This is a genomic window from Pseudomonas sp. FP1742 (assembly GCF_030687145.1).
Classification (GTDB): Bacteria; Pseudomonadota; Gammaproteobacteria; order Pseudomonadales; family Pseudomonadaceae; genus Aquipseudomonas; species Aquipseudomonas frederiksbergensis_D.
The window spans coordinates 2,672,153-2,695,931 of sequence record NZ_CP117460.1 but is presented as its reverse complement, the minus strand read 5'-3'; the positions used below and the strand labels follow the sequence as shown (position 1 = coordinate 2,695,931).

Genomic DNA, 23,779 nt, shown 5'->3' with positions numbered 1-23,779 from the left:
GTCGATACAAGCTGTTACTGTACGGCCCACAAAGCCCAAGCCGCCTGGATCGGATCTCTGACTTGAAGCGTCCCCTCCTTCTCCTGATCAGCCTGGCCTTGAGCTCCTCCGCAAGCGCGACGATCAGCGAAAGCCACGGTTATGCGCAGTTCGGCACGCTCAAGTACCCGGCCAGATTTACCCACTTCGACTGGGTCAACCCGCAAGCGCCCAAGGGCGGTACGTTGCGGGTGATGGCGTTTGGCACCTTCGATACGCTCAACCCTTACACCTTCAAAGGCTCGAGCCCGGTTTCCACGGCGAATTTCCTGCAATACGGCATCAACGAACTCAACGAACCGCTGATGGTCGGCACCGGCCAGTACGCGCCGTCGGGCGATGAGCCGACGTCCAGTTATGGCCTGATCGCCCAATCGGTGGAATACAGCGAGGACCGCAGCTGGGTGGTGTTCAACCTGCGCCCTGAAGCGCGTTTCCACGATGGCACGCCGATCACCGCCTACGACGTCGCGTTCTCTTACCGCCTGCTGCTCAAGGAAGGTCATCCGCAATACCGCACCAACCTTCAGGAAGTGTCGCGGGTCGACATCCTCAACCCGCAGCGCATCCGTTTCGTCTTCAAACGCTCCGGCAATCCCTTGCTGATCCTGCGCCTGGGCGAGTTGCCGGTGTTGCCCCAGCACTACTGGAAAGGTCGCGACTTCAAGGCCACCACCTTCGAGCCGCCGCTGGGCAGCGGGCCGTATCGCATTACCTCGGTAACGCCCGGACGGCAGATCGTCTTCGAACGGGTCAAGGATTACTGGGGCAAGGATTTGCCGGTCAATCGCGGCAAGTACAACGTCGATCGCATGGAAGTCGAGTTCTACCGTGATAGCGACGTAGCCTTCGAAGCATTCAAGGCCGGCGAGTTCGACATCTACATCGAGCATCAGGCGAAGAACTGGGACAACGGTTACGACTTCCCGGCGGTGCGCCGTGGCGAGGTGATCAAGGCGCAGATCCCGCACCGGATTCCGACCCAGAGCCAGGGCCTGTTCATGAACACTCGGCGGCCGACCTTCGCCGAGATCAAGGTCCGTGAAGCGCTGGGGCTGATGTTCGACTTCGAGTGGACCAACCGCACGCTGTTCAGCGGCGCCTACGCACGCGCCATGAGCTATTACCCCAACAGTGAGTTCTCCGCCACCGGACTGCCGGTCGGGCACGAATGGCTGTTGCTCAAGCCCTATCGCGATCAGTTGCCCGCCAAGCTGCTCACCGAGCCGTTCAGCCTGCCGCAGACCGAAGGCCGCGGCATTCCAAGGGAAACCCTGCGCAAGGCCTTGGGGCTGCTTGCCGAGGCCGGCTGGAAGCTCAGTGGCCAGCGGCTGCAGAACGCCATCGGCCAACCGTTGCGCTTCGAGATCCTGCTGGTCAACCCGAACCTGGAACGCATCCTTCAGCCTTACGTCGAGAACCTCGCCAGCATCGGCATCGACGCACGGCTGCGCACGGTCGATCGCGCCCAGTACAAACAGCGCCTCGATCAATTCGATTTCGACATGATCCTGATGACCCTCAACCAGACCCTCAGCCCGGGCCTGGAGCAATGGCAGTACTTCCACTCCAGCCAGGTCGGGGTCAAGGGCAGCAAGAACTACGCAGGCATCGCCAACCCGGTGGTGGACCATTTGCTCGAACAACTGCTCGCCGCCCAGACCCGGGATGAACAAGTCGCCGCCGGCAAGGCGCTCGACCGGGTGCTGCTATGGCAGCACTACATCATTCCCAACTGGTACCTCAATTATCACCGCTTGGCCTACCGTAACCGGTTCGCCTTCGTCACCACGCCGCCCTACACCCTGGGCCTGAGCGCGTGGTGGCTGAAATCTTCGGAGAAAGATCAATGAACCCCGTACGCGCCCTGCTCTTGCAGGCCAGCGGTCTGTTGTTCGCCGGGCTGGCCTGCGCCGCCCCGCAACATGCCCTGACCCTGTACAACGAGCCACCGAAATACCCGGCCGACTTCAAGCACTTCGATTACGTCAACCCCGACGCGCCCAAGGGCGGGATCTTCCGCCAGGCCGGATTCGGTGGCTTCGACAGCCTTAATCCGTTCATCAGCAAAGGCGTGCCGGCCGACGACATCGGCATGATCTACGACACCCTGGCCAAACAGGGCCTGGATGAGCCGTTCACCGAATACGGCCTGATCGCCGGCAAGATCGAGAAAGCCCCGGACAACAGTTGGGTGCGCTTCTACCTGCGCCCCGAAGCACGCTTCCACGATGGCCACCCCGTGCGCGCCGAAGACGTGGTGTTCAGCTTCCAGACCCTGATCAAGGACGGCGCCCCGCTTTACCGCGGCTATTACAGCGACGTGGAAGAAGCGATCGCCGAAAACCCGCTCACCGTGCTGTTCAAGTTCAAGCACAACAATAACCGCGAACTGCCGCTGATTCTCGGCCAGCTGCCGGTACTGCCCAAGCATTGGTGGACCAGCCGCGACTTCAACAAGGGCAACCTGGAACTGCCGCTGGGCAGCGGCCCGTACAAAGTCAGCGAAGTGAAGGCCGGGCGTTCGGTGCGCTACGAGCGGGTCAAGGACTATTGGGGCAAGGACCTGCCGGTCAATCGCGGGTTCTACAACTTCGATGTGATGACCACCGACTACTACCGCGACAATACCGTCGCACAGGAAGCGCTCAAGGCCGGTCAGTTCGATTACTGGCTGGAAATGTCCGCAAAAAACTGGGCCAAGGCCTACAACATCCCGGCGGTAGCCGAAGGGCGGCTGATCAAGGAGGAGATCCCCAACGGCAACCCCACCGGCATGCAAGGCTTCGTGTTCAACCTGCGTCGTCCGGTGTTTCAGGATGTGCGTGTGCGCCAGGCGCTGACCCTGTTGCTGGACTTCGAGTGGACCAACAAGCAACTGTTCAACGGCGCCTACGTGCGTACCCGCAGTTACTTCGAAAACTCGGAAATGGCCGCCACCGGCCTGCCGGACGCCGATCAACTGGCGATCCTCGACCCGTTCCGCGGCAAGATTCCCGAGCAAGTGTTCAGCGAGGCGTTCCAGAACCCGCTGACCGACGCCAGCGGCATGATCCGCACTCAGCAGCGCAAGGCCTATCAACTGCTGCAAGAGGCCGGCTGGCGGATCGTCGACGACAAAATGGTCGACGCCACCGGCAAACCGGTGACCATCGAATTCCTGCTGGCCCAGACCGAGTTCGAACGGGTACTGCTGCCGTTCAAGCGCAACCTCAGCGACCTGGGCATCGATCTGGTGATTCGTCGGGTCGACGTCTCGCAATACATCAACCGCGTACGCTCCCGGGACTTCGACATGATCGTCGGCAGCTTCCCGCAATCCAACTCACCGGGGAACGAACAGCGTGAGTTCTGGATGAGCGCCGCGGCCGACAAACCCGGCAGCCGCAATTCCATGGGCCTGAAAGACCCGGTGGTGGACCAACTGGTCGAGCAGCTGATCAACGCCGATTCGCGCAAAAGCCTGGTGGCCCACGCCCGAGCGCTGGACCGGGTGCTGCAATGGGGCTATTACGTGATCCCCAACTGGCACATCAAGACCTGGCGCGTGGCGTACTGGAACCACATCGGCCACCCGAAGGTTTCGCCCAAATATGACATCGGCATCAACACCTGGTGGGTCAAGCCCGACGCAACACCTGCGATAGAAGTCGAAACCAAACTGCAAGCCGACCCTGCGGGCACGGAGTAATCAGATGCTGGCGTATATTTTTCGGCGACTGCTGCTGATCATCCCGACCCTGCTCGGCATTCTGCTGATCAACTTCGTGATCATCCAGGCCGCCCCCGGTGGCCCGGTGGAACAGATGATCGCCAAGCTCGAAGGCTTCGAAGGCGCCACCAGCCGCATTGCCGGCGGCGGTGCCGAAGTGTCGGTGGCAGGTTCCGCCTATCGCGGCGCCCAGGGCCTGGACCCGGCACTGGTCAAGGAAATCGAGCACATGTACGGCTTCGACAAATCGGCGCCGGAACGCTTGTGGATCATGATCAAGAACTACGCCACGCTGGATTTCGGCGACAGCTTCTTCCGCGACGCCAAGGTCATCGACCTGATCAAGGAAAAGATGCCGGTGTCGATCTCCCTCGGGCTGTGGAGCACGCTGATCATGTACCTGGTGTCGATCCCGCTGGGGATCGCCAAGGCGACACGCCACGGCAGCCACTTCGACGTGTGGACCAGCTCGGCGATCATTGTCGGCTACGCGATCCCGGCATTCCTGTTCGCCATCCTGCTGATTGTGGTGTTTGCCGGCGGCAGCTATTTCGACTGGTTCCCGCTACGGGGCCTGACCTCGAACAACTTTGATGAGCTCAGTATCGGCGGCAAGATCCTCGATTACTTCTGGCACCTGGCGCTGCCGGTCACCGCACTGGTAATCGGCCACTTCGCGACCATGACGCTGCTGACCAAAAACAGCTTCCTCGACGAAATCAACAAGCAATACGTGGTCACCGCCAAAGCCAAGGGCCTGACCCGTCACCGCGTGCTCTACGGCCATGTGTTTCGCAACGCCATGCTGTTAGTGATCGCCGGTTTCCCATCAGCACTCATCGGCATCTTCTTCACCGGCTCGTTGCTGGTGGAAGTGATCTTCTCCCTCGATGGCCTCGGCCTGATGAGCTTCGAAGCGGCGATCAACCGCGACTACCCGATCGTCTTCGGCACGCTGTTCATCTTCACGCTGCTGGGGCTGGTGGTGAAGCTGATCGGCGACCTCACGTACACCCTTGTCGATCCGCGTATCGACTTCGAAAGCCGGGAGCATTGAGATGAACCTGTCCCCTCTCAATCGCCGACGTTTCGAACTGTTCAAGGCCAACAAGCGTGGCTGGTGGTCGTTGTGGCTGTTTCTGATTCTGTTCGGCGCAAGCCTCGGCGCCGAGCTGATCGCCAACGACAAACCGCTGGTGGTGCATTACGACAACGCCTGGTACTTCCCGGCGCTCAAGCGCTATCCGGAAACCGCGTTCGGCGGCGAATTCCCGCTGGAAGCCAACTACAAGAGCCCGTACATCCGCGAACTGCTCAAGGCCAAGGACGCCTGGGTCGTCTGGGCGCCGATCCCCTACAGCTACCAGAGCATCAACTACGACCTGAAAGTCCCGGCCCCCGCGCCACCGTCCGCCGACAACCTGCTGGGCACCGACGATCAGGGCCGCGACGTGTTGGCCCGGGTGATTTACGGCTTCCGGATTTCGGTGCTGTTCGCCCTGACGCTGACCATCCTCAGCTCGATCATCGGCGTGATCGCCGGCGCCTTGCAGGGTTTTTACGGCGGCTGGGTCGACCTGGCCGGGCAGCGGTTCCTGGAAATCTGGTCCGGGCTGCCGGTGCTGTACCTGCTGATCATCCTCGCCAGTTTCGTGCAGCCGAACTTCTGGTGGCTGCTGGGGATCATGCTGCTGTTTTCGTGGATGAGCCTGGTGGATGTGGTGCGCGCCGAGTTCCTGCGCGGGCGGAATCTGGAATACGTGCGCGCGGCCCGGGCGCTGGGCATGCAGAATGGTGCGATCATGTTCCGCCACATTCTGCCCAACGCCATGGTCTCGACCATGACCTTCATGCCGTTCATCCTGACCGGCGCCATCGGTACGCTGACCGCCCTCGACTTCCTCGGCTTCGGCCTGCCACCGGGCGCGCCGTCCCTGGGTGAGTTGGTGGCCCAGGGCAAATCCAACCTGCAGGCGCCGTGGCTCGGTATGAGTGCGTTTGCGGTGCTGGCGTTGATGTTGAGTTTGCTGGTGTTCATCGGCGAGTCCGCTCGCGATGCCTTCGACCCGAGGAAGTGAAATGAATCAGGACAATCTGATCGAAGTACGCGACCTGGCCGTCGAGTTTGTCGTTGGCGAGCACGTTCAGCGGGTGGTCGAAGGCGTCAGCTTCGACATCAAACGTGGCGAAACCCTGGCGCTGGTGGGTGAAAGCGGCTCCGGCAAATCGGTGACCGCTCACTCGATCCTGCGCCTGCTGCCCTACCCGCTGGCCCGGCATCCGTCCGGCACCATCACCTATTCCGACCGGAACCTGCTGGAACTGAAAGAGAAAACCATCCGCCATATCCGCGGCAACCGGATCGCGATGATCTTTCAAGAGCCGATGACCTCGCTCAATCCGCTGCATTCGATCGAGAAACAGATCAACGAGGTATTGGGCATTCACAAGGGCCTGACCGGCAAAGTCGCGACCAGGCGCACGCTGGAATTGCTGGAAATGGTCGGCATCCCGGAACCCGAGAAGCGCCTCAAGGCCCTGCCCCACGAACTGTCAGGTGGCCAGCGCCAACGGGTGATGATCGCCATGGCCCTGGCCAACGAACCGGAATTGCTGATCGCCGACGAGCCGACCACGGCGCTGGATGTGACCGTTCAGCTGAAAATCCTCGAATTGCTCAAGGAATTGCAGGCTCGTCTGGGCATGGCGTTGTTACTGATCAGTCACGATTTGAACCTTGTGCGAAGAATTGCGCATCGCGTATGTGTCATGCAGCGTGGTTGCATCGTCGAACAGGCATCGTGCGAAGAATTGTTCCGCGCGCCGCAGCATCCGTACACTCGGGAACTGCTGGCAGCGGAGCCCAGCGGCAAGCCGGCGACCAACAGGATTGGCCCGCCGTTGCTGCAGGTCGAGGACCTGAAAGTCTGGTTCCCGATCAAGAAAGGCTTTTTGAAAAAGACCGTCGACCACATCAAAGCGGTGGATGGCATCAATTTCAGCCTGCCTCAGGGCCAGACCCTGGGGATTGTGGGGGAAAGCGGTTCCGGCAAGTCGACGCTCGGCCTGGCAATTTTGCGGTTGATCGGCAGCAAAGGCACCATCCGTTTTGAAGGCAAGCAGCTAGACTGCCTGTCGCAGCAACAGGTTCGGCCGCTACGGCGGGAAATGCAGGTGGTGTTCCAGGACCCCTTCGGCAGCCTGAGCCCACGGATGTGCGTGAGCCAGATCGTCGGCGAAGGCCTGCGGATCCACAAGATGGGCACCGAGGCGGAGCAGGAACAAGCGATTATTGCGGCACTCAAGGAGGTAGGCCTGGATCCGGAAACCCGGCACCGCTACCCCCATGAATTTTCCGGTGGGCAGCGGCAGAGAATCGCCATTGCCCGGGCTTTAGTGCTAAAACCGGCGTTGATTCTGCTGGACGAGCCGACTTCGGCCCTCGACCGCACCGTGCAACGCCAAGTGGTGGAGCTGCTACGTTCACTGCAAACCAAGTACAACCTGACGTATCTGTTTATCAGCCATGACCTGGCTGTCGTCAAAGCGCTGAGCCACCAGCTGATGGTGGTCAAGCATGGCCAAGTGGTCGAACAGGGAGACGCGCAAAGTATTTTTGCCGCCCCCCGACATCCGTATACACAGCAGTTGCTGGAAGCCGCTTTTCTGGCACCAGCCACTGCGCAATAAACCTGAAAGAGAGGAGCAACACATGGGTTTTCTCGCCGGTAAGCGCGTACTGATCGTCGGTGTCGCCAGCAAGCTGTCCATCGCATCCGGCATCGCTGCCGCCATGCATCGCGAGGGCGCTGAGCTTGCCTTCACTTATCAGAACGACAAACTCAAGGGTCGTGTCGAAGAGTTCGCACAAGGCTGGGGTTCGAGCCCTGAGCTGTGCTTCCCGTGCGACGTGGCCAGCGATGCAGAGATCGCCAAGGTCTTTGAAGAGCTGAGCAAGAAGTGGGACGGCCTGGACTGCATCGTGCACTCCGTCGGCTTCGCCCCGGGCGACCAACTGGACGGCGACTTCACCGAAGCCACCACCCGTGAAGGTTTCCGCATCGCTCACGACATCAGCGCCTACAGCTTCGTGGCCCTGGCCAAGGCTGGTCGCGAAATGATGAAAGGCCGCAATGGCAGCCTGCTGACCCTGTCGTACCTGGGCGCCGAGCGCACCATGCCGAACTACAACGTAATGGGCATGGCCAAGGCTTCCCTGGAAGCTGGCGTACGTTACCTGGCCGGCTCCCTGGGCCCGGACGGCACCCGCGTCAACTGCGTATCGGCTGGCCCGATCCGCACCCTCGCCGCTTCCGGCATCAAGAACTTCCGCAAGATGCTGGCCGCCAACGAAGCGCAAACCCCGCTGCGTCGTAACGTCACCATCGAAGAAGTCGGCAACGCCGGCGCCTTCCTGTGCTCAGACCTGGCGTCCGGCATCAGCGGCGAAATCATGTATGTAGACGGTGGTTTCAACACCACCGCCATGGGCAACATCGAAGAGTAATTTTCGGTTAGCCGTTAAAAAACCCGCCGATGTCAGGCGGGTTTTTTTATGTCAGCGGTATTCGTATGGCTGTGGACTCAACTCTGGATTCCAAATATTTTCGGACTTCGAGGAGCCCCCGCATCAACGGCAGCAAGGATGCGCTGGTTGGTCACTATCAGGTCAAACAGATAGCTGTCCTGATCGTGGCGGGCAATCCCATTATCTCCAAACCCCCTATCAAGATTGCCTTTAGGCAGAACACGCAACCAAAATGCCTTTGTAGTCCTGCCTGCGTTTCCTCCTGCAACAATGCACCCATCTGACTGCACAGCGACAGAGCGACAATCTACAAAGTAACCCGGGAAGTCAGCCGGGATGTCGACGGTAAGGGTTTTACCATCATTGAACGATGGATCGTATGCGCCATCGCCTGTGATTTTGGATATTGATGCACGAAAAGGAGTGCCGAAATAGCCCACACAAAAAATGTTGTTCTCGTGAACAATCACTTTTCGCATCCCGTTGTTACTTGTTGATTCCCAGTATCCGGATTGCCCAAATGATGAATCACGCCCCCCTAGGGGGAAGTACCTGGCCAGCGCCTTCGTTGGGATTGAGTTCTCTCGCTGAACCGTTCCTCCTACCAGGATTTTTCCGTCGTCCATAACCGCGACACTTACGCCTTTCGATTTCTGATCGTTGAACTGGACGATGATGCTTCCACTATCACCAAACTTATGATCGGTATCGCCATTCGGCTCAAAACGATGAAGCAGCGTTTCTTCTTTCTCGGTGTCGCCGTCTTTAAACCTGTGAGCCAGTAACAATATTTTTCCATCTGCTTGCACACACCCCGAAGGGCCTGAGACATCCCTATCGGGAAGGATGTGGTTTTCAAAAATCAAATCGGGACTCCCGTTTCGGTTAAACCTCGTAAAGGCCGGTTGCCGGTTAGACATATCCTCCCCAAGTAGTCCTATCAAAATAATTTTGCCGTCCGGCTGCATTAATAGTTGTACCGGTAACGAATCAACCCCTGAAGCGAAAGCCCATTTGCTGACACCGTTTTGTCCAAATTGAAGATCCTGCGTTCCATCCTGAAAGATGTGATACAGCCAACACTCCCTGGATACCCAAGCAACTAAAAAGAAACCACCTTGACCATCAGCTACGATCGATCTGACGGAACCAGTGCCACTTGGAACATCGTATTTGCCGTCGACCGCAAATGAGGGATCCAGATCACCAGGGTTTACGGTAGAACTGTTCTGATTGGCCATTTTCCTCGTCCTTCAAGAAGTTTGCTTTTCGAAAAGCCCGACATTTCATTCTGGTAATCAGCAGGAAAAGTCCAAGCATTGACGTAGCCCACTATTGCGCCTGCAAGTGTTCTTTAGCACCTGTAAAAAATGAGAGTTTTTATATCTTTACAAGCCACATCAATATCCTTACAGCCACACTCCTTGTTTCCTGGGCCGTGGCCGAGTGCCTACAACAGACACCGGGCAAACAACTGCTGGATCGGTTGTGTGCCCAACGGGATGACCCGCGCCGATCTTCAATCAACGAAGCGCAAACCCCGCAGTGGCTACGTCAGCTCTGGATACCTAGTATTTGGGGTTTAAGGGAATTGCCCGAATTAATGGCAGCGATTATGCGCTGGCTACCACTCTGCACAATCAGGTCACGCAAGATACTTGGCTGGTCATAATTAGAGATCCCTCCATTACCAAAGGCCAAGTCAAGCGTACCGTCACCCTGGACGCGCAGCCAGAAAGCAGTAGTTGTATTACCGGCGTCACCTCCCGCGACGACATTTCCATCTGACTGCACCGCAACAGCATCGAACAAGACAGACCATCGAGCGATATCGGCAGGAACATCAATCAGAAGAGTCTTTCCATCATTGACCGCACATGCGGATATGCATCACTCAATATGGCGCTCGACAGAAAGTTTCGGCACCTGTAATAACTGGTAGTTTTAATATCTTCGCGAGTCACTTTTATCGCTTTGCAACTCTGGACTGAACCAGGGCTTCGTTCGCGCCGCGTCCTGCATTAGTGGTGAAATCATTTACGTAGACGGTGGTTTCAGCATCACTGCGACTAGCTAACGACACCCAGGACTTTCGGACCTTGAACCAGAGTGCGAAAACTGAAAAAATCATCATTGTCAGAAATAACAGTTTTCGTGTCTTCAAGAGCCAAAATACATTCTTTACAGCACATACCTGCTGCATCTGCTTTAGCCAGCCATTTATGTGAGGCAGTTGGCAAATAGCTGCTGGATCGGCTGTGTACGCTGGCTATAACGCTGCAACAACACGATCTCCCGGTAGAACGTCAGCTCCCCCAGCGGGATGATCCGGACCTTCGCCCCATGCTCCAGCCATAGCCCCGCCTCGGGCAGCAGTGATACGCCGAGGCCGCACTCAACCATTTTCACGATCGCTTCCAGCTCGTCGAGTTCCAGCGCTACTTGCACATCAATCTGCTGTTCACGCAAAAACCGCGTCACCAAACGCCCACCAAACGAGTTACGGTCGTAGCGCACGTGCGGGTAGCTCGCGAGGATTTGCAACGGGTCATCGCCTTCAACGTCCATCGGCACGATCAACACAAACGGTTCCCGACGAATAACCTGCGCCGACAGCTCCTTGGGCAGTTCGAACGGCGGCTTGATCAGGATCGCCAGGTCCACCTCTGCGGTATCGACCTGGCTCAGCAGATTCAACGACACACCCGGTACCAGTTTTGGCTCCAGTAACGGCGCCTGCTGCCTCAACCGCAACAATGCCTGAGGCAGCAGCCCGGTCTGGACCGTGGCCACTGCGCCGATCTTCAACTCGCCACGAAACTCGCTGATGTCATCACTGACGGCCATACGATTGAAGATCTCGAGCATTTCCTGAGCCATCGGCAACGCTCGCTGCCCTGCGGCATTGAGAAGCGCCTGACGTCCGGTGCGATCGAACAGACGAATGCCCAACGCCTGCTCCAGATTGCGAATCTGCGCACTGACCGCCGACTGAGTCAGGCCGATGTGCATGCCTGCCGCCGCGAACGTGCCATGGCGCGTCACGGCAATGAAAGTTTTCAGTTCCCGCAGCATACAGCCCCCAATTGATCGAAATAATTTGAGCTCGCTGCAAAAATTATCGTCTTTCAATCAAAAAGCACAGGACTAAACTCAACCTCAACTCCCCCCTCGAGGTTCATCCGATGCAACTGTCGCCTTTTCACTTGGCCATCCCGGTTTACGATCTGGACGCTACCCGGCGTTTCTATGGCGAGGTGTTCGGCCTGGAAGAAGGTCGTTCCAGCGATCACTGGGTCGACTTCAACTTTTTCGGTCATCAACTGGTGATTCATCTGGCGCCAAAAAACGCTTCCCAGGAAGCCGCCCATACCAACGCCGTCGATGGCCACGACGTACCGGTGCCGCATTTCGGCGTGGTATTGGGGATGGAACAATGGGAGGCGCTGGCCGACCGCTTGAAAGCCCTGGGTACACACTTCGTGATCGAGCCGGGTATCCGGTTTCAGGGATTGGTGGGCGAACAAGCCACGATGTTTCTCTTCGACCCTTGCGGTAATGCCTTGGAGTTCAAGGCGTTCAAAGATATCGACCAGTTATTCGCCCGATAACCCGCCAATGGCGCCCTTCAAGAATGACGGGTGTCGAACTGTCGGGCGTGCAATGCCTTGTCGACCGAGGCCAGCAAGTCCTGCGCCGTTTCGGGTAGCTGAGAGTCGAACTCGATCTGCCCGACACTGAAGCGAATGTCATAGCCTCGATGCACCGTGGCATTGCGCTCATCGAGCATTTCTTCGAGCCGTGCCCTGATCGCGGAAATTTCCACCGCGTTGGCACCGGTCAACAAGGCAGCAAACTCATCGCTGCCCAGCCGGCCGATCACATCGCTTTCACGGAAGGCGATGCGCAGCACATCGGCGAAGGTCTTCAGGGCATCGTCGCCCTCGGCCCGACCATGCAACTGGTTGATGCGCTTGAAGTCATCGAGGTCGAAAAACAACAGGGTCGCCGGTTGGCCCAACTGCCGGCAGGCGTCCAGCGCCAATTGGGCCAGCGCTTCGAAGCCCTGACGATTGGACAGCAGCGTCAACTCATCCATGCTCGCCATCTGCACGCCCATCAGCTCTTGCTCGGCCTTGCGCGACAAATCGCGCAGGACATCGCGCCCTTGCGCTGCGCTATCGAGGACGTTCGGCGTGCGCATGTCTGCGCCAGCGCCGGGCTTGACCGGTTTACCTGGGTTTAGCATCACTCACTCCCTTGATAAGTATGAACGTTAGAGTCGCTCACACCCGATTTGACTCCCTATAAATACGCCGCTGGTCAGCTACCTGTCACCGGACACGGTCCTCCAGCGTCCGCCCAGCGCTTGAACTGGCTGACGAAGATGTCGTGGGGCACTGGCACCGGTGCCCGTCCCTCACCCGGATGCCAGCCCCAGAGCACCAGTTTGTCCTCGCTGACATGCTTGATCAGCGCCGCAAAATCGCGGTCGCCATTACTGGAACGGTCCTTGATCATCGCGCACAACTTGTCGGACGGCAGACCGATCCAGGCCATTTTGTGCACCGCGGGCGGCAGGCTCCAATGCGGCGCCCCGGGCGGTGCGTGGGGCCCATAACTGGCGGGCGGATTGCTTTCGGCATGGCAACTGGCACACGGCAAACCGGCCGCGCCCTTACCGTCCATCCCGCGAACCACATTCATCGCGTGAGGCACCCCGGCATTGAACTGCAACGGCGAATCGCCGGGGATATGGCAATTCTGACAACGGGGGCTCTGGAACACCTTCTGTACCGTTTCGAACGCCTTGAGCGCTTCTTTATCGTCAGCGAACAGGTCCGAGGCATAGCCACTCAGCCCGATCAGCACCAGCGCGCCCAGCACCAGATGTCGTCTCATGTCACACCCCCGACAGTTGCAATGGCAGTTCCCGCAGACGCTGCCCGGTCAGGGCAAACACCGCATTCGCCACAGCCGGCGCCACCGGCGGTACACCCACCTCGCCAATGCCGCCGGGTTTGTCGTTGCTGGGGACGATATGCACCTCGACCACCGGCATCTCGTTCAGGCGCAGCACCTGATAGTCGTGATAATTGGACTGCTGCACCTGGCCGTCCTTGAACGTCAGTTTGCTGTGCAGGGTAAATCCGAGACCGAAAGTGATGCCCGATTCCATCTGCGCGGCGATGCCTTGGGGGTTGACCGCAATGCCGCAATCCACCGCACACACCACCCGGTGCACGCGAATCGCCAGGTTATCCTGCGACACCTCCGCCACTTGGGCGACGTAACTGCCGAAAGACTCATGCACCGCCACGCCCAACGCATGCCCGTCCGGCAATGGCGCCTTCCAGTTGGCTTTCTCCACCGCCAGATTCAACACCCCCAGATGCCGCGGGTGCGCCTTGAGCAACGCTCGCCGATATTCCACAGGATCCTTGCCCGCGGCATCTGCCAACTCATCGATCAACGATTCCATGACGAATGCCGTGTGGGTGTGTCCCACCGATCGCAGCCACAGCACGCTGATGCCGGTTTGCGGCGAATGCAGATCGACCTGGTGATTGGCCAACCCCTCAAGATAAGGGCTGTCAGCCACGCCTTCGACGGAGGTTTTGTCGACCCCGTCCTTGACCATGGTCGCCGCGAAAGATGTGCCCGTCAGGATCGACTGCCCGACCAGCACATGTTTCCAGGCCATCGGCATGCCGTCGGCACCCAGCCCGATGCGCGCCTGATGCAAGAACGCCGAGCGATAGTAACCGCCGCGAATGTCATCTTCTCGGGACCAGACGGTTTTCACCGGCCCGCCCGCCGCCTTGGCGACATACACGGCTTCGCTGACAAAGTCCGAAGTCGGGTTGGCCCGACGCCCGAAACCGCCACCGAGGAATTGGGTATGGATCTCGACCTGTTCGGGTTTGAGCCCGGTGATCTTCCCGGCAATCATCTGATCCAGGGTCTGAAACTGCGTACCGGTCCAGATTTCGCATTTGCCCTCAGAGATTTTCACTGTGCAATTGAGCGGCTCCATCGGCGCGTGGGCCAGGTACGGCACGCTGTATTCGGCCTCAATCGTCTTCGTTGCTTTGCCCAACATCGCCGTCGGATCCCCGGCCTGGCTGGCCGAGGTACCGGGGGTGGCAGCGAGTTTACGAAAGCTTTCCAGCAGTTTTTGACTGTCGAGCCCGCTGTTGGGCCCCAGATCCCATTCGACCTTCAGCGCATCGCGCCCCAGCTTCGCCGCCCAATAATGATCAGCAATCACCGCGATCCCCGTGGGCACCTGCACCACTTTGTGCACGCCTGGCACCGCCAGCGCCTCGGCGCCCTCGAAGGATTTGACGCTACCACCGAATACCGGAGGCCGAGCGACCACCGCCGTCATGAGCCCGTCGAATTGCACGTCCATGCCGAATTTGGCCCGTCCGGTGATTTTCTCCGGGGTGTCGAGGCGCCTGGTGGGTGTGCCGATGACCTTCCAGTCCTTGGCTTCCTTGAATTTGATCGAGGCCGGATCCGGTACCGGCACCTTGCCGGCGTCATCCGCCAATTCGCCGTAAGTGGCGCGCTTGTCGCCGGCGATGACCACGCCCGATTCGGTGCGGATCTGCGAAGGCGCGACATCGAAGCGCTTGGCCGCTGCTTCGATCAGCATCAGGCGCGCTGCCGCTCCGGCCTGACGGTAGCGATCGAACTCCATCCAGGTCGAGGTCGAGCCGCCGGTGATTTGCATTCCGCCAAACCCCGGCAGGCCATAGTCGGCGGCCGAGGCGGGGGCGTGTTCGACACGGATTTTCGACCAGTCGGCGTCCAGCTCTTCGGCGATCAACATCGTCAGGCCAGTCCAGATGCCCTGGCCCATTTCCGAATGGCCGAGCAGCACGGTGATGCTGTTGTCGTTCCCGATACGTAAAAAGGCATTGGGCGCGAAGACGTTTCCTTGATTCTCGGCCCCCAGGGCAAAGCGATGGCCACCAGGAATGACAAAAGCCACCACCAGACCGCCACCCAACATGGCACTGCCCTTGAGAAAAGTGCGACGCGAGACAGGGTTGATGCTGTTCATTGCTCAGACTCCCTTCAACGTAGCTTCTACATAGCTTCAACGTGGCCTCAACCGATCTCGGCGGCGCGTTTGACCGCTGCGCGGATTCTTGGGTAGGTGCCGCAACGACAAATGTTGCCGGACAGCGCCTGGTCGATATCGCTGTCGGTGGGTTTGGGGATCTTCGCCAGCAACGCGGCTGCCGACATGATCTGCCCGGACTGGCAATAACCGCACTGGACCACGTCGAGCTCGGCCCAGGCCTGTTGCACCGGATGCGAGCCGTCGCTGGACAGGCCTTCGATGGTGAGAATTTTCTGCCCGTGAGCCACTGCCGTGGCGGGCGTGATACAGGAGCGCAACGGCGCGCCGTCGACGTGCACGGTGCAGGCGCCACACTGGGCCATGCCGCAACCGAATTTGGTGCCCGTCAGGTGCGCGACATCACGCAGCACCCAGAGCAACGGCATGTCCGCGGGGACATCCAGTTCCTGGTCCTTGCCATTGATGTTCAGGGTCAGCATGCGGGTTTCCTCAGACTCACGGTGTTCTGAAGGAGCGCCTCTACCGCGACGGTTACGCGCGCCTTCGGTTATCCCTACAGCTAAGCGCAATTTGACCCGCAAGCCATGTTCATCGACCACCGGTCACCGCCGCCCCGTAGCAGCTCGGCAGCTGCTACGGACTTGTCGATCTACGGCGCCACCCGTCCACTGCGGACTGGCTACGCTGATAATCCAGTGTGTTCAACCTGCCGAGGACAACCGCCATGCAACGCTTTCCAAAGCTTACGCCCTGCCTGTGGTTCGACGATCAGGCCGAAGCCGCCGCGAAGTTTTACTGCTCGATCTTCGATCACTCGAAAATCACCGCGATTACCCATTACGGCAAGGCCGGTCAGGAAATCCATGGCCGTCCGGAAGGTTCGGTGATGACCGTCAGCTTCGAGCTCGACGGCCAGACGTTCACCGGCCTCAATGGCGGGCCAGTGTTCACCTTCAATGAAGCGGTGTCGTTCCAGGTCAACTGCCAGAACCAGGAGGAAGTCGACCACTTCTGGGGCAACCTGTCCGCCGGCGGGCCCGTGCAGGCGCAGCAATGCGGCTGGCTGAAGGATAAATTCGGCGTGTCATGGCAGATCGTGCCGATAGCGCTGATGCACATGATGCAAGACCCCGACACGCACAAGTCCCAGCGCGCGATGCAGGCGATGCTGCAAATGAAAAAACTCGACATCGCCGAACTGGAACGAGCCTTTGCCGGCCAGAGCTAATACACTCTGGCGCTGGCCCACCGAGGACTCCGAGATGAAGCACATCGTCGCCAAAGATGCAGACAAAGCCCCGCGCTTCTGGCGCGACGACGCCCTGCCCTTCATCGAAGCCCGCTCCATCGCCGACGGCCGCGAGGTCTGCTACGCACGGCATTCCCACGAACACTTTTCCATCGGCGCGATCACGGCTGGGCGCAGCACCTATCTCCACGAGCACTCGGCGTTTCAGGTCAGCGCCGGCACCGTGGTGTTGATGAACCCCGGCGATGTGCATGCCTGCAATCCGATTGACGACCAGCCCTGGTCATACCTGATGCTGTACGTCGAGACACCCTGGCTGACCGACTTGCAGCATCAGCTCGGTTTCAGCCAGGACTTGGCGTTTCGCCGGTTTTCCATCACCCACAATCGTGACCTTGAGCTATTCACCGGCCTGAAGAACCTGTACGAGGTCTTGGTCGATCCGCAGCAGGACGTACTGCGCAAGCACAGTGCGGCGGTGGAGTTTTTCACCGAGGTGCAACAGCGGCTCAACCCGGTCGATCAACCGCTGCGCGAACCCAATTTCAAGCTCGAACGGGCCGCCGACTATATCCGCGACAACTGTACGCGCATGCTCAAGCTCGAAGACATTTGCGAAGCGGCGCAACTGTCGCCGTCCTACCTGATCCGCGCCTTCAAGCAGCATTACGGCATGACACCCCATGCGTTTCTGGTCAACCGGCGCATTCAGTTCGCCCGGGATCGACTGCGCAGCGGCAGGCTGATCGCCGATGTCGCATTGGAAGCCGGGTTTGCCGATCAGGCGCACTTTCAGCGGGTGTTCAAACAACATCTGGCGGCGACACCGGGGCAATATCGCGGGTAAGTTAATACATCGACAAGTTCCCCTGCCAAAAACAGGATAGTTAATATCAACCCACCAACCCTGCCTGCAAAAGTCATATAAAGTCATATAACTAAAATGACAACGCCAAGAACTCTTATTTAAGCTCCCTTCCCACGCAACAACCCAACATCAGAAGATGGAGCTTCTTACTTGAATACCCCAGACAACCACGTATTTCATTCCAGCAATCGACGCGAGAAACAATCAGTCATTGAAGCCATTACCAACTTCCTCAGCGATGAAGATGTCATGGCAACCGTTGGATGGTCCTGGGATCGTGTATCCGTTAGCTGCGACCCGGATTCAGACTTCTCCCACCTGCATCGTCCAGGTGCAACCTGCCTGGCCAGGCTCATCCGGCAACCCGACTTTAAAAAGATCGCGGCCGAACATGGCATTCCCCGAACGGACATCTTTCATGTCAATGAACATGGCCACCTCTTTTATTCCTATGACAACATCAGTACCCATGAAGTCAACGGCGAGCTGGTTACTGTCAGTTTCTTCTCCGAGCGTAACGACATCGCCCATCACTTCACTGGCATTGCCGATTTCGCTGAACAACTGCGCCTCCTGTCTGGCAGCGCCAAGTTAACCGGCGGGTGGGTGACCTCCACCGAAAAAATCACAATAAGCCAGTGGTTGCGTTTTCACGGCCTGCCACTTCCGAGCAATGCGGAAAGTGCAAGAGAGTTAATCGACTTACTGAATGTCAGCACCCTTCCAGCGTCATCGTCCCATGGGAACTACTGGGAGTTGCTGAACAGCCCCAAAGACTCACCGTTCGAACTCACAGAGCAAAACCGCGCTCTCATTCGTGACGTGATCGAGGAAGAAACCGGAGGCGAACTTCCTTTGGTTGCGCTTTATGGCCATGCGCTGAAACTTGAAAGTTTTTCCGCCGACAAACTGCCCACCAGCCAAGGTTACCGCCTGGCACAGTTGATCGATATTGCAATATCGAGCTCGAATAATGGGCATGCGTTCATGACGGCATTAGGCTGGTTCGCTGAAGAAAACGGCCCCAAGCCCACCGAGCAGTTCATCGAACAGCTGATGATTGCGGTGATGCTGCTTGACCTTGATCCGGAACTGGACAGCGCCAATACCTCATTCGCCGGTTTTGACCTCTACTCGAAACGTTACTTGCTGCTTCCCCCCTCAGTGGTACGCACGCAACTCGAACAGCATCTGGTCAGCCAACTGCAGCTCGACGCCATTATTGCCCCGCTCGTCACGGAACTGGTCCTGGGTGGCATGGCGCCGGAATATCTTGCCGATGAACTGCCATCCAATCTGCGGATCGGCACACCGGCGTGGGTCGTCTTCACCCAGGCCGTACACTTTGCCGAAGCGATCACCCCCGGTGTTTCCCGGAGCATGAGCTACCAACACCTGCTGGGGTTCGCCCGCGCATCGCAATTGACTCCCGAGCTCAAAGCAGTGTTTGCCACACACTCGGCTGACCCCGTGATCACCTGGGCGCTGATGAACGAGCTGATCGTCCGGGACTCAGAGGGCAACCTCAGTCAGCAAGCCGTTTCCGTGGCGACGCAGGAGTACAAGCAACATGCGGACATGATGACGAGCGCCTTGATTGATCTGGGCAAACCGCTGCCCCATCGCAAGGCGATCGCGCTTAAAGAACTGAAATCCCAGGTGCCGGATTGTGACCCCGAGGAACTGTTGGTCAAACATCGCGGAACAGGCGGCGGCGCAGGAAGGCGGGTATCGGTTGTCGATCTTTACCTGGGCGACGAGCTTCACACCCAGGATTGGGATCGAACCAAAGGGACCAGCATTTACGAGGCTTTCCCTGATCTGGCTGACATGTACCCCGTTGCGGATTTATTTCAGCAAGCGATCCACAATCATCACAACTCAATGACCGAAGCATTGTCGGCCATTATCAACGTCACCTTTTCGCAACTAAGCCCGACGGACAGGTCGTTCATCGAGAACGGCCATCTGGGTATCTATAGTGTTCAGGAATACACAACCACCCGATTTACCAATATTCCCAACCCGACGGGCGTAGCAAGACCAGCGACACCCGTTCCAGGGAAAACGGGCCGTTATGGCGTTCTCATTTGTGCGGTACTCGATTCAGAGCTTCGTTGTTATCAACTGTTTCCAATGAGGACGGAATGCGTATACAGCGAGGAACTTGGCGAAGTGTTTCGCCCTCTCTTCATGGCCAGTGAGTCCGCTGTAGCGACGTTTGTGAACCACAAACACCATTTGGAAGGCCGTCTGGATATACAGGCTTATCGAGCGAACACGGCCCCCCGCAGCTATTCCCGGTCCGCCTTTTTCATCCGCAAGATCGGTGAATTCAACCCATCGTCGGCCAGTGCAGACACCCCCTCGCCGAACCGCTACTTTCGTTCCACGCGAAAAGAAGCAATCAGCGACCTTATTGCAAAAGAGAACCCCTATTTCACTGTAGATGAACTGATGCAACTGGGCCTCGATCAGACACGACGGGAAAAAGCGATTGAAAAGACCGACGCCATCTTCACATTCGTTCTGAACCTGATCATTCCGTTCAAGGAATGCGTCGAGGAGCTTTCCTCGGGGGTTGCTGCCCGACAGAACCGCGCCATTCACGGCTGTGTCATGGACGCGGCGGCCCTCGCTGTTTCCTTTGCCGTCGTCGGCATTAAAGTTGCCGCTATCAGCGCCAAGGCCACGACCCTGGTCTCCAGACTCCTTTCCACGTCCAAAGTTGTTGGCAGTACGGTCATCAGCCTTTTCAACCCCATTGACGGAGTGCCTCAACTGCTCAAGGGCGGCGGAAAACTATTGGCTCGGGGCGTGAAAAAACTAGGCGCGCATGCGCTCTCCACCCCGTACCTGGCTCGGCGGCAGTTGCGCAATCTGACAGGCGTGAACAGCTATGATCTGCTCCGGGCCATCAACCATACCGGCGCAGGACCCCGGATTCGAATGTCGCTGGACACGGTTGCCCATGGTCGAGCGTTGTTCAAGGACGACAGCATTCAAACCGTTGAACAGATCGTGAGCCGCCTGGGCAACAAGAACAGTCGACTGCCGGATGGCGCTCTGCCGTCCGAACTGGAGCATCTGTTCAACAATGCGCTGGTTGAATCAGCGCTCGGACTCAAGCAAGCGCAAGATCTGCAGGGATTGATCGGTCGAGCGCCTGTTGATGATCTTTTCAAGGCTGTCCTGGAAAAAGCTCAATACAGCTACACCAGCGCCCGCTCCGCATCCGGTGCTCAAGGTTACGCCGATACACTGGCAACCTTTGCCCAGGTCGAAGCGAAAAACGTCACCTACATGAAGAATTACCAACAAAACGTATTACAGCAAGACCTGGGCAAGGCACCGTTTAATCAGGTCATGCCAGAATCAGCCTTCAATCCAATGGGCTTTACCGATAACTCGCAAAGGGCCGGCGCCTGGATCGTCAATGGTTCTACCTCCCCTGGCAACGACCTCGACAGCATCGTTGCGGTGCTGCGCGAGTACGCCGGCAATCAAAAAACACTGACTGATCCGACCGTGATCAAACAGCTGCATGCCCGTATCGCGCCAGCCACCTCGGACGTCGTGCGCGTGGGCGTCAATGACAAGAAATATGCCAGCAACATCAGTGGATTCGCCGCGATGGAACAACATCTGAAAACACTGAACGCCAGTCATGAGCATTTCGACAAACAATTGCTGGCGACCGTCGTAGGTTTCCATGGTCTGGGCGACGGTAATGGCCGTACGGGTCGTGCCCTGTATGCCATCAGCCAGCTTCGAAACAACCGGTTCACACCGCTGACAAAACAAGAGTTCAGTTTGCTGCACGGACTCGATTAAGGTGAATGCCTGAGAGTGTTGCCACTTAGAAAAACAACAAATACGCCGCACTCACCCCTAGCAACATTGCCATGAGCCGGTTGAACAAACGCATGCCTGCAGGATTATTCAGATAACCCTGCAGACATGTCCCGGCGTATGCCCAACAGCCGACAGACACATAGCAAATCACCAGATACACCGCCGCAAACTGCCAGACCAGCCGCGCCTCGCCGTCCGCGACGAACGCGCCCATGCCCGCTACACAGGCCAGCCACGCTTTCGGATTGAGCCATTGCATCATCGCGCCATATAACATCGACGGCGCCCGACGCGATTTATCCGCATCGATGCGGCCATCGTCCGCCGCCAGTTTCCAGGCCATGAACACCAGAAACGCTGCGCCCGCCAGTCGCACCACCTGCGTCAGTGCCGGCCACAGCCGCAATACCTCATGCAACCCCAGCCCCATCAAGACCAGCAACAAAACGAAGCCCAGCGTTGCCCCGGCGACATGCCGCTGACTGGCGCGAAAACCAAATTGCGCCCCTGAACTCAATGCCACTATGTTCACCGGCCCCGGTGTAATGGAAGCGGCCAGGGCAAACGCTGCCATGGAAAGAATCAGACTCATTGCATACCTTCTTCAATTCAGTTGAACCCGGGCTCAAGGTAAAGAGCCAGGGGAACGCTGTATTGAAGAAAACACCCCTTGCCTGTTCCGCGATGCGTGTCGCGCCCTTATAGCCGCGCTGTCACGGCCCCCCTTATGGCGGGCCTATACTTCAAGAGTCGGCACACTCGATGCGCCAGGCAATCATGCTGGATGCAGTGGCGCATCGAGTGATCGTTAACGCAGGCCACGGCCTGCCTTCATCGTCGGGAGGAGAAAATCATGGCGCGTAAATACATCGACTGCCGCGAGTTCCCAAGCGATTCCAAATGCTCGGTCGCGCTGTCCGCAGACTCTGAAAACGAACTGCTCGAGGCCGCCGCACAGCATGCGGTCAGTGTTCACAAACACACCGACTCACCGCAACTGCGTGCTCAACTGAAGACGATGTTTCACGACGGCACCCCGCCTGTTGAAGCACCGCGTCAGGCTTAGGGCTGCCGAAGGCTGCGGTCTTGGGTTTTGTTCTTCAGCGGGATTGGTGAAGATCAAGATCAAAAGATCGCAGCCTTCGGTCGTTGCATTTCGCCTGTCGCCAGGCGCTTGGCTAAGCTGAATAAATCGGGGGTGAACTGAAACCTGAATGATAACGGCCATCAGCGGATCTGGCTTGGCATCAAGACGGTACTCCCGAAGGAGACGACTATGTATGCGGTGATAAGAACCTACCTGGGTGCTGGAGCAAAGCAGCTTTTCGATCTTCTGGAAAAACGCCATACCGACGTCGACACGGCGCTGCGGACAGTGCCTGGCCTCGTCAGCTACACACTGCTCAATACCGGTGATGGCGGTACGTCGGTGACTGTTTGCGAGGACAAGGCCGGCAGCGATGCGAGCATGAAAGTTGCGCGCGACTGGATTCAGAAAAACGCCTCGAATATCCAAGCGAAACCGCCGATCGTGACGGAAGGCCCGGTCATTGTGCAGATCAATAACACCCCTTAAAGGCATGGAAAGGGATAGACCACGACTTGAGGCAAATGCCTGGCAATCGTGATCTGTCCCTTTTTTCCGCCTGGCACAAAAACAAAAGTGTGCTGCGACTTGCGTCTTCTGCTGTACGGGGAAAGTCTTCCACCGTCCGTGATAAAAATACCGCTCTCGTTCCTGGAGCCTCGTTCATGGACCTCACAACCCTCTTGCTGTTTCTGCCGGCCTGTTTCGCCCTGAACATGGCCCCCGGCCCGAACAATCTGCTGTCGATCAGCAACGCCACCCGTTATGGCTATCGTCGCGCCTGTGTGGCCGGTGTCGGGCGCTTGCTGGCGTTTGCCGGGATGATCGGCCTGGCCGCCGCCGGGTTGTCGGTGGTCCTGCAAACCTCGCAATGGCTGTTCTCTGCAATCAAGATCGTCGGCGCTGCTTACTTGTTGTACCTGGCGTGGCAACTGTGGCGCGCCAATCCCGAAGCCGAACAGCACATCACCGGCACGCCGGTGGGGATTCTGGCCTTGGCGCGGCAGGAGTTTCTGGTAGCGGCGGGTAATCCCAAAGCGATCTTACTGTTCACCGCATTCCTGCCTCAGTTCGTCGACCCGACCCAGGCGGTGCCCCCGCAATTCGCGGTGCTCGGCGCGTTGTTCCTGATGCTGGAATGGATCGCCATCAGCGCCTACGCCTACATGGGCCTGCACATGCGTCGCTGGTTCGCCGAACCTCGGGGCAAGCGGATTTTCAACCGTTGCTGCGCGGGGTTGTTATCGGCGGCGGCTTCGGTGCTGTTGATGGCGCGACGGGCGTGAAATAAACGTGCCCGGTGCGCGAATTCCCTGTCGATTTTCCGGTGGAGGCGTCGGGTGAC

Annotated in this window: 20 protein-coding genes; 13 read left to right on the top strand and 7 right to left on the bottom strand. The window is 58.3% G+C overall.

The window, feature by feature from the left end:
* Positions 1–62: 62 nt before the first annotated feature.
* From PSH64_RS12075 to fabI, 6 genes are read left to right on the top strand one after another with little or no spacing between them, the layout of a single operon-like run.
* A complete protein-coding gene (locus tag PSH64_RS12075) occupies positions 63–1,892 on the top strand; it encodes an extracellular solute-binding protein (protein WP_305480779.1) in 1,830 nt (609 codons plus the stop codon).
* On the top strand, positions 1,889–3,730 hold the full coding sequence (locus PSH64_RS12070; protein WP_305480778.1) for an extracellular solute-binding protein: 1,842 nt from the start codon (positions 1,889–1,891) through the stop codon (positions 3,728–3,730). The genes PSH64_RS12075 and PSH64_RS12070 overlap by 4 nt, the downstream gene beginning before the upstream one ends.
* 4 nt (positions 3,731–3,734) lie before the next feature.
* The gene (locus PSH64_RS12065) at positions 3,735–4,808 is read left to right on the top strand and encodes a microcin C ABC transporter permease YejB (RefSeq protein ID WP_105345342.1); all 1,074 of its coding nucleotides are present in this window, start codon (positions 3,735–3,737) and stop codon (positions 4,806–4,808) included.
* Between the two features lies 1 nt (position 4,809).
* Positions 4,810–5,829, top strand: a complete 1,020-nt coding sequence (locus tag PSH64_RS12060) for an ABC transporter permease (RefSeq protein ID WP_007906755.1) — start codon at positions 4,810–4,812, stop codon at positions 5,827–5,829.
* A 1-nt stretch (position 5,830) separates the two neighbouring features.
* Entirely contained in the window at positions 5,831–7,441 is a 1,611-nt protein-coding gene (locus PSH64_RS12055; protein ID WP_105345344.1) for an ABC transporter ATP-binding protein, read from the top strand.
* A gap of 22 nt (positions 7,442–7,463) precedes the next feature.
* Complete coding sequence (fabI, locus tag PSH64_RS12050; protein WP_007937760.1) at positions 7,464–8,258, top strand: enoyl-ACP reductase FabI; 795 nt, start codon at positions 7,464–7,466, stop codon at positions 8,256–8,258.
* A 77-nt stretch (positions 8,259–8,335) separates the two neighbouring features.
* Here the strand turns inward: fabI and PSH64_RS12045 are convergent, their stop codons facing one another.
* Together PSH64_RS12045 and PSH64_RS12040 are read right to left on the bottom strand one after the other, a co-directional pair.
* The gene (locus PSH64_RS12045; protein WP_305480777.1) at positions 8,336–9,520 is read right to left on the bottom strand and encodes a hypothetical protein; all 1,185 of its coding nucleotides are present in this window, start codon (positions 9,518–9,520) and stop codon (positions 8,336–8,338) included.
* A gap of 979 nt (positions 9,521–10,499) precedes the next feature.
* Positions 10,500–11,354, bottom strand: a complete 855-nt coding sequence (locus PSH64_RS12040) for a LysR family transcriptional regulator (protein ID WP_305480776.1) — start codon at positions 11,352–11,354, stop codon at positions 10,500–10,502.
* Positions 11,355–11,464: 110 nt separating this feature from the next.
* On the opposite strand from PSH64_RS12040, the gene PSH64_RS12035 reads away from it, so the two are divergent.
* Positions 11,465–11,890 carry a VOC family protein gene (locus PSH64_RS12035; RefSeq protein ID WP_305480775.1) on the top strand — a complete coding sequence of 142 codons (426 nt, stop codon included), beginning with the start codon at positions 11,465–11,467 and terminating at the stop codon, positions 11,888–11,890.
* A 17-nt stretch (positions 11,891–11,907) separates the two neighbouring features.
* Here PSH64_RS12035 and PSH64_RS12030 read toward each other — a convergent pair whose 3' ends face one another.
* The 4 genes from PSH64_RS12030 to PSH64_RS12015 all read right to left on the bottom strand — a co-directional run bounded on the left by PSH64_RS12030 (position 11,908) and on the right by PSH64_RS12015 (position 15,854).
* Positions 11,908–12,528 carry a GGDEF domain-containing protein gene (locus tag PSH64_RS12030; RefSeq protein WP_305480774.1) on the bottom strand — a complete coding sequence of 207 codons (621 nt, stop codon included), beginning with the start codon at positions 12,526–12,528 and terminating at the stop codon, positions 11,908–11,910.
* A 74-nt stretch (positions 12,529–12,602) separates the two neighbouring features.
* Entirely contained in the window at positions 12,603–13,181 is a 579-nt protein-coding gene (locus PSH64_RS12025) for a hypothetical protein (protein ID WP_305480773.1), read from the bottom strand.
* A gap of 1 nt (position 13,182) precedes the next feature.
* Positions 13,183–15,351 carry a xanthine dehydrogenase family protein molybdopterin-binding subunit gene (locus PSH64_RS12020; protein WP_305480772.1) on the bottom strand — a complete coding sequence of 723 codons (2,169 nt, stop codon included), beginning with the start codon at positions 15,349–15,351 and terminating at the stop codon, positions 13,183–13,185.
* Positions 15,352–15,398: 47 nt separating this feature from the next.
* Positions 15,399–15,854, bottom strand: coding sequence for a (2Fe-2S)-binding protein (locus PSH64_RS12015; RefSeq protein WP_007937751.1), 456 nt, complete (start codon positions 15,852–15,854; stop codon positions 15,399–15,401).
* Between the two features lie 245 nt (positions 15,855–16,099).
* Here PSH64_RS12015 and PSH64_RS12010 point away from each other — a divergent pair, with 245 nt between their 5' ends.
* The 3 genes from PSH64_RS12010 (at position 16,100) to PSH64_RS12000 (ending at position 21,326) form a co-directional block, all read left to right on the top strand.
* Complete coding sequence (locus tag PSH64_RS12010) at positions 16,100–16,603, top strand: VOC family protein (RefSeq protein WP_105345361.1); 504 nt, start codon at positions 16,100–16,102, stop codon at positions 16,601–16,603.
* Positions 16,604–16,637: 34 nt separating this feature from the next.
* Entirely contained in the window at positions 16,638–17,471 is an 834-nt protein-coding gene (locus PSH64_RS12005) for an AraC family transcriptional regulator (RefSeq protein WP_105345362.1), read from the top strand.
* Positions 17,472–17,642: 171 nt separating this feature from the next.
* Entirely contained in the window at positions 17,643–21,326 is a 3,684-nt protein-coding gene (locus PSH64_RS12000) for a hypothetical protein (protein ID WP_305480771.1), read from the top strand.
* A gap of 25 nt (positions 21,327–21,351) precedes the next feature.
* On the opposite strand, the gene PSH64_RS11995 is transcribed toward PSH64_RS12000, so the two are convergent.
* The gene (locus PSH64_RS11995; protein WP_105345364.1) at positions 21,352–21,939 is read right to left on the bottom strand and encodes a LysE family translocator; all 588 of its coding nucleotides are present in this window, start codon (positions 21,937–21,939) and stop codon (positions 21,352–21,354) included.
* 261 nt (positions 21,940–22,200) lie between these two features.
* Between PSH64_RS11995 and PSH64_RS11990 the strand changes: the two genes are divergently transcribed.
* The 3 genes from PSH64_RS11990 to PSH64_RS11980 all read left to right on the top strand — a co-directional run bounded on the left by PSH64_RS11990 (position 22,201) and on the right by PSH64_RS11980 (position 23,720).
* Complete coding sequence (locus tag PSH64_RS11990; protein ID WP_105345367.1) at positions 22,201–22,413, top strand: DUF1059 domain-containing protein; 213 nt, start codon at positions 22,201–22,203, stop codon at positions 22,411–22,413.
* Between the two features lie 210 nt (positions 22,414–22,623).
* A complete protein-coding gene (locus tag PSH64_RS11985) occupies positions 22,624–22,923 on the top strand; it encodes a hypothetical protein (protein WP_105345369.1) in 300 nt (99 codons plus the stop codon).
* Positions 22,924–23,099: 176 nt separating this feature from the next.
* Positions 23,100–23,720, top strand: a complete 621-nt coding sequence (locus PSH64_RS11980; protein ID WP_105345371.1) for a LysE family translocator — start codon at positions 23,100–23,102, stop codon at positions 23,718–23,720.
* Positions 23,721–23,779 lie beyond the last annotated feature (59 nt).

Bases quoted from the DNA above. Each gene is read 5' to 3' on its own strand.
- PSH64_RS12070 (WP_305480778.1), top strand. From the start codon at position 1,889: ATGAACCCCGTACGCGCCCTGCTCTTGCAGGCCAGCGGTCTGTTGTTC.
- PSH64_RS12065 (WP_105345342.1), top strand. From the start codon at position 3,735: ATGCTGGCGTATATTTTTCGGCGACTGCTGCTGATCATCCCGACCCTG.
- PSH64_RS12060 (WP_007906755.1), top strand. From the start codon at position 4,810: ATGAACCTGTCCCCTCTCAATCGCCGACGTTTCGAACTGTTCAAGGCC.
- PSH64_RS12055 (WP_105345344.1), top strand. From the start codon at position 5,831: ATGAATCAGGACAATCTGATCGAAGTACGCGACCTGGCCGTCGAGTTT.
- fabI (WP_007937760.1), top strand. From the start codon at position 7,464: ATGGGTTTTCTCGCCGGTAAGCGCGTACTGATCGTCGGTGTCGCCAGC.
- PSH64_RS12045 (WP_305480777.1), bottom strand. From the start codon at position 9,520: ATGGCCAATCAGAACAGTTCTACCGTAAACCCTGGTGATCTGGATCCC.
- PSH64_RS12040 (WP_305480776.1), bottom strand. From the start codon at position 11,354: ATGCTGCGGGAACTGAAAACTTTCATTGCCGTGACGCGCCATGGCACG.
- PSH64_RS12035 (WP_305480775.1), top strand. From the start codon at position 11,465: ATGCAACTGTCGCCTTTTCACTTGGCCATCCCGGTTTACGATCTGGAC.
- PSH64_RS12030 (WP_305480774.1), bottom strand. From the start codon at position 12,528: ATGCTAAACCCAGGTAAACCGGTCAAGCCCGGCGCTGGCGCAGACATG.
- PSH64_RS12025 (WP_305480773.1), bottom strand. From the start codon at position 13,181: ATGAGACGACATCTGGTGCTGGGCGCGCTGGTGCTGATCGGGCTGAGT.
- PSH64_RS12020 (WP_305480772.1), bottom strand. From the start codon at position 15,351: ATGAACAGCATCAACCCTGTCTCGCGTCGCACTTTTCTCAAGGGCAGT.
- PSH64_RS12015 (WP_007937751.1), bottom strand. From the start codon at position 15,854: ATGCTGACCCTGAACATCAATGGCAAGGACCAGGAACTGGATGTCCCC.
- PSH64_RS12010 (WP_105345361.1), top strand. From the start codon at position 16,100: ATGCAACGCTTTCCAAAGCTTACGCCCTGCCTGTGGTTCGACGATCAG.
- PSH64_RS12005 (WP_105345362.1), top strand. From the start codon at position 16,638: ATGAAGCACATCGTCGCCAAAGATGCAGACAAAGCCCCGCGCTTCTGG.
- PSH64_RS11995 (WP_105345364.1), bottom strand. From the start codon at position 21,939: ATGAGTCTGATTCTTTCCATGGCAGCGTTTGCCCTGGCCGCTTCCATT.
- PSH64_RS11990 (WP_105345367.1), top strand. From the start codon at position 22,201: ATGGCGCGTAAATACATCGACTGCCGCGAGTTCCCAAGCGATTCCAAA.
- PSH64_RS11985 (WP_105345369.1), top strand. From the start codon at position 22,624: ATGTATGCGGTGATAAGAACCTACCTGGGTGCTGGAGCAAAGCAGCTT.
- PSH64_RS11980 (WP_105345371.1), top strand. From the start codon at position 23,100: ATGGACCTCACAACCCTCTTGCTGTTTCTGCCGGCCTGTTTCGCCCTG.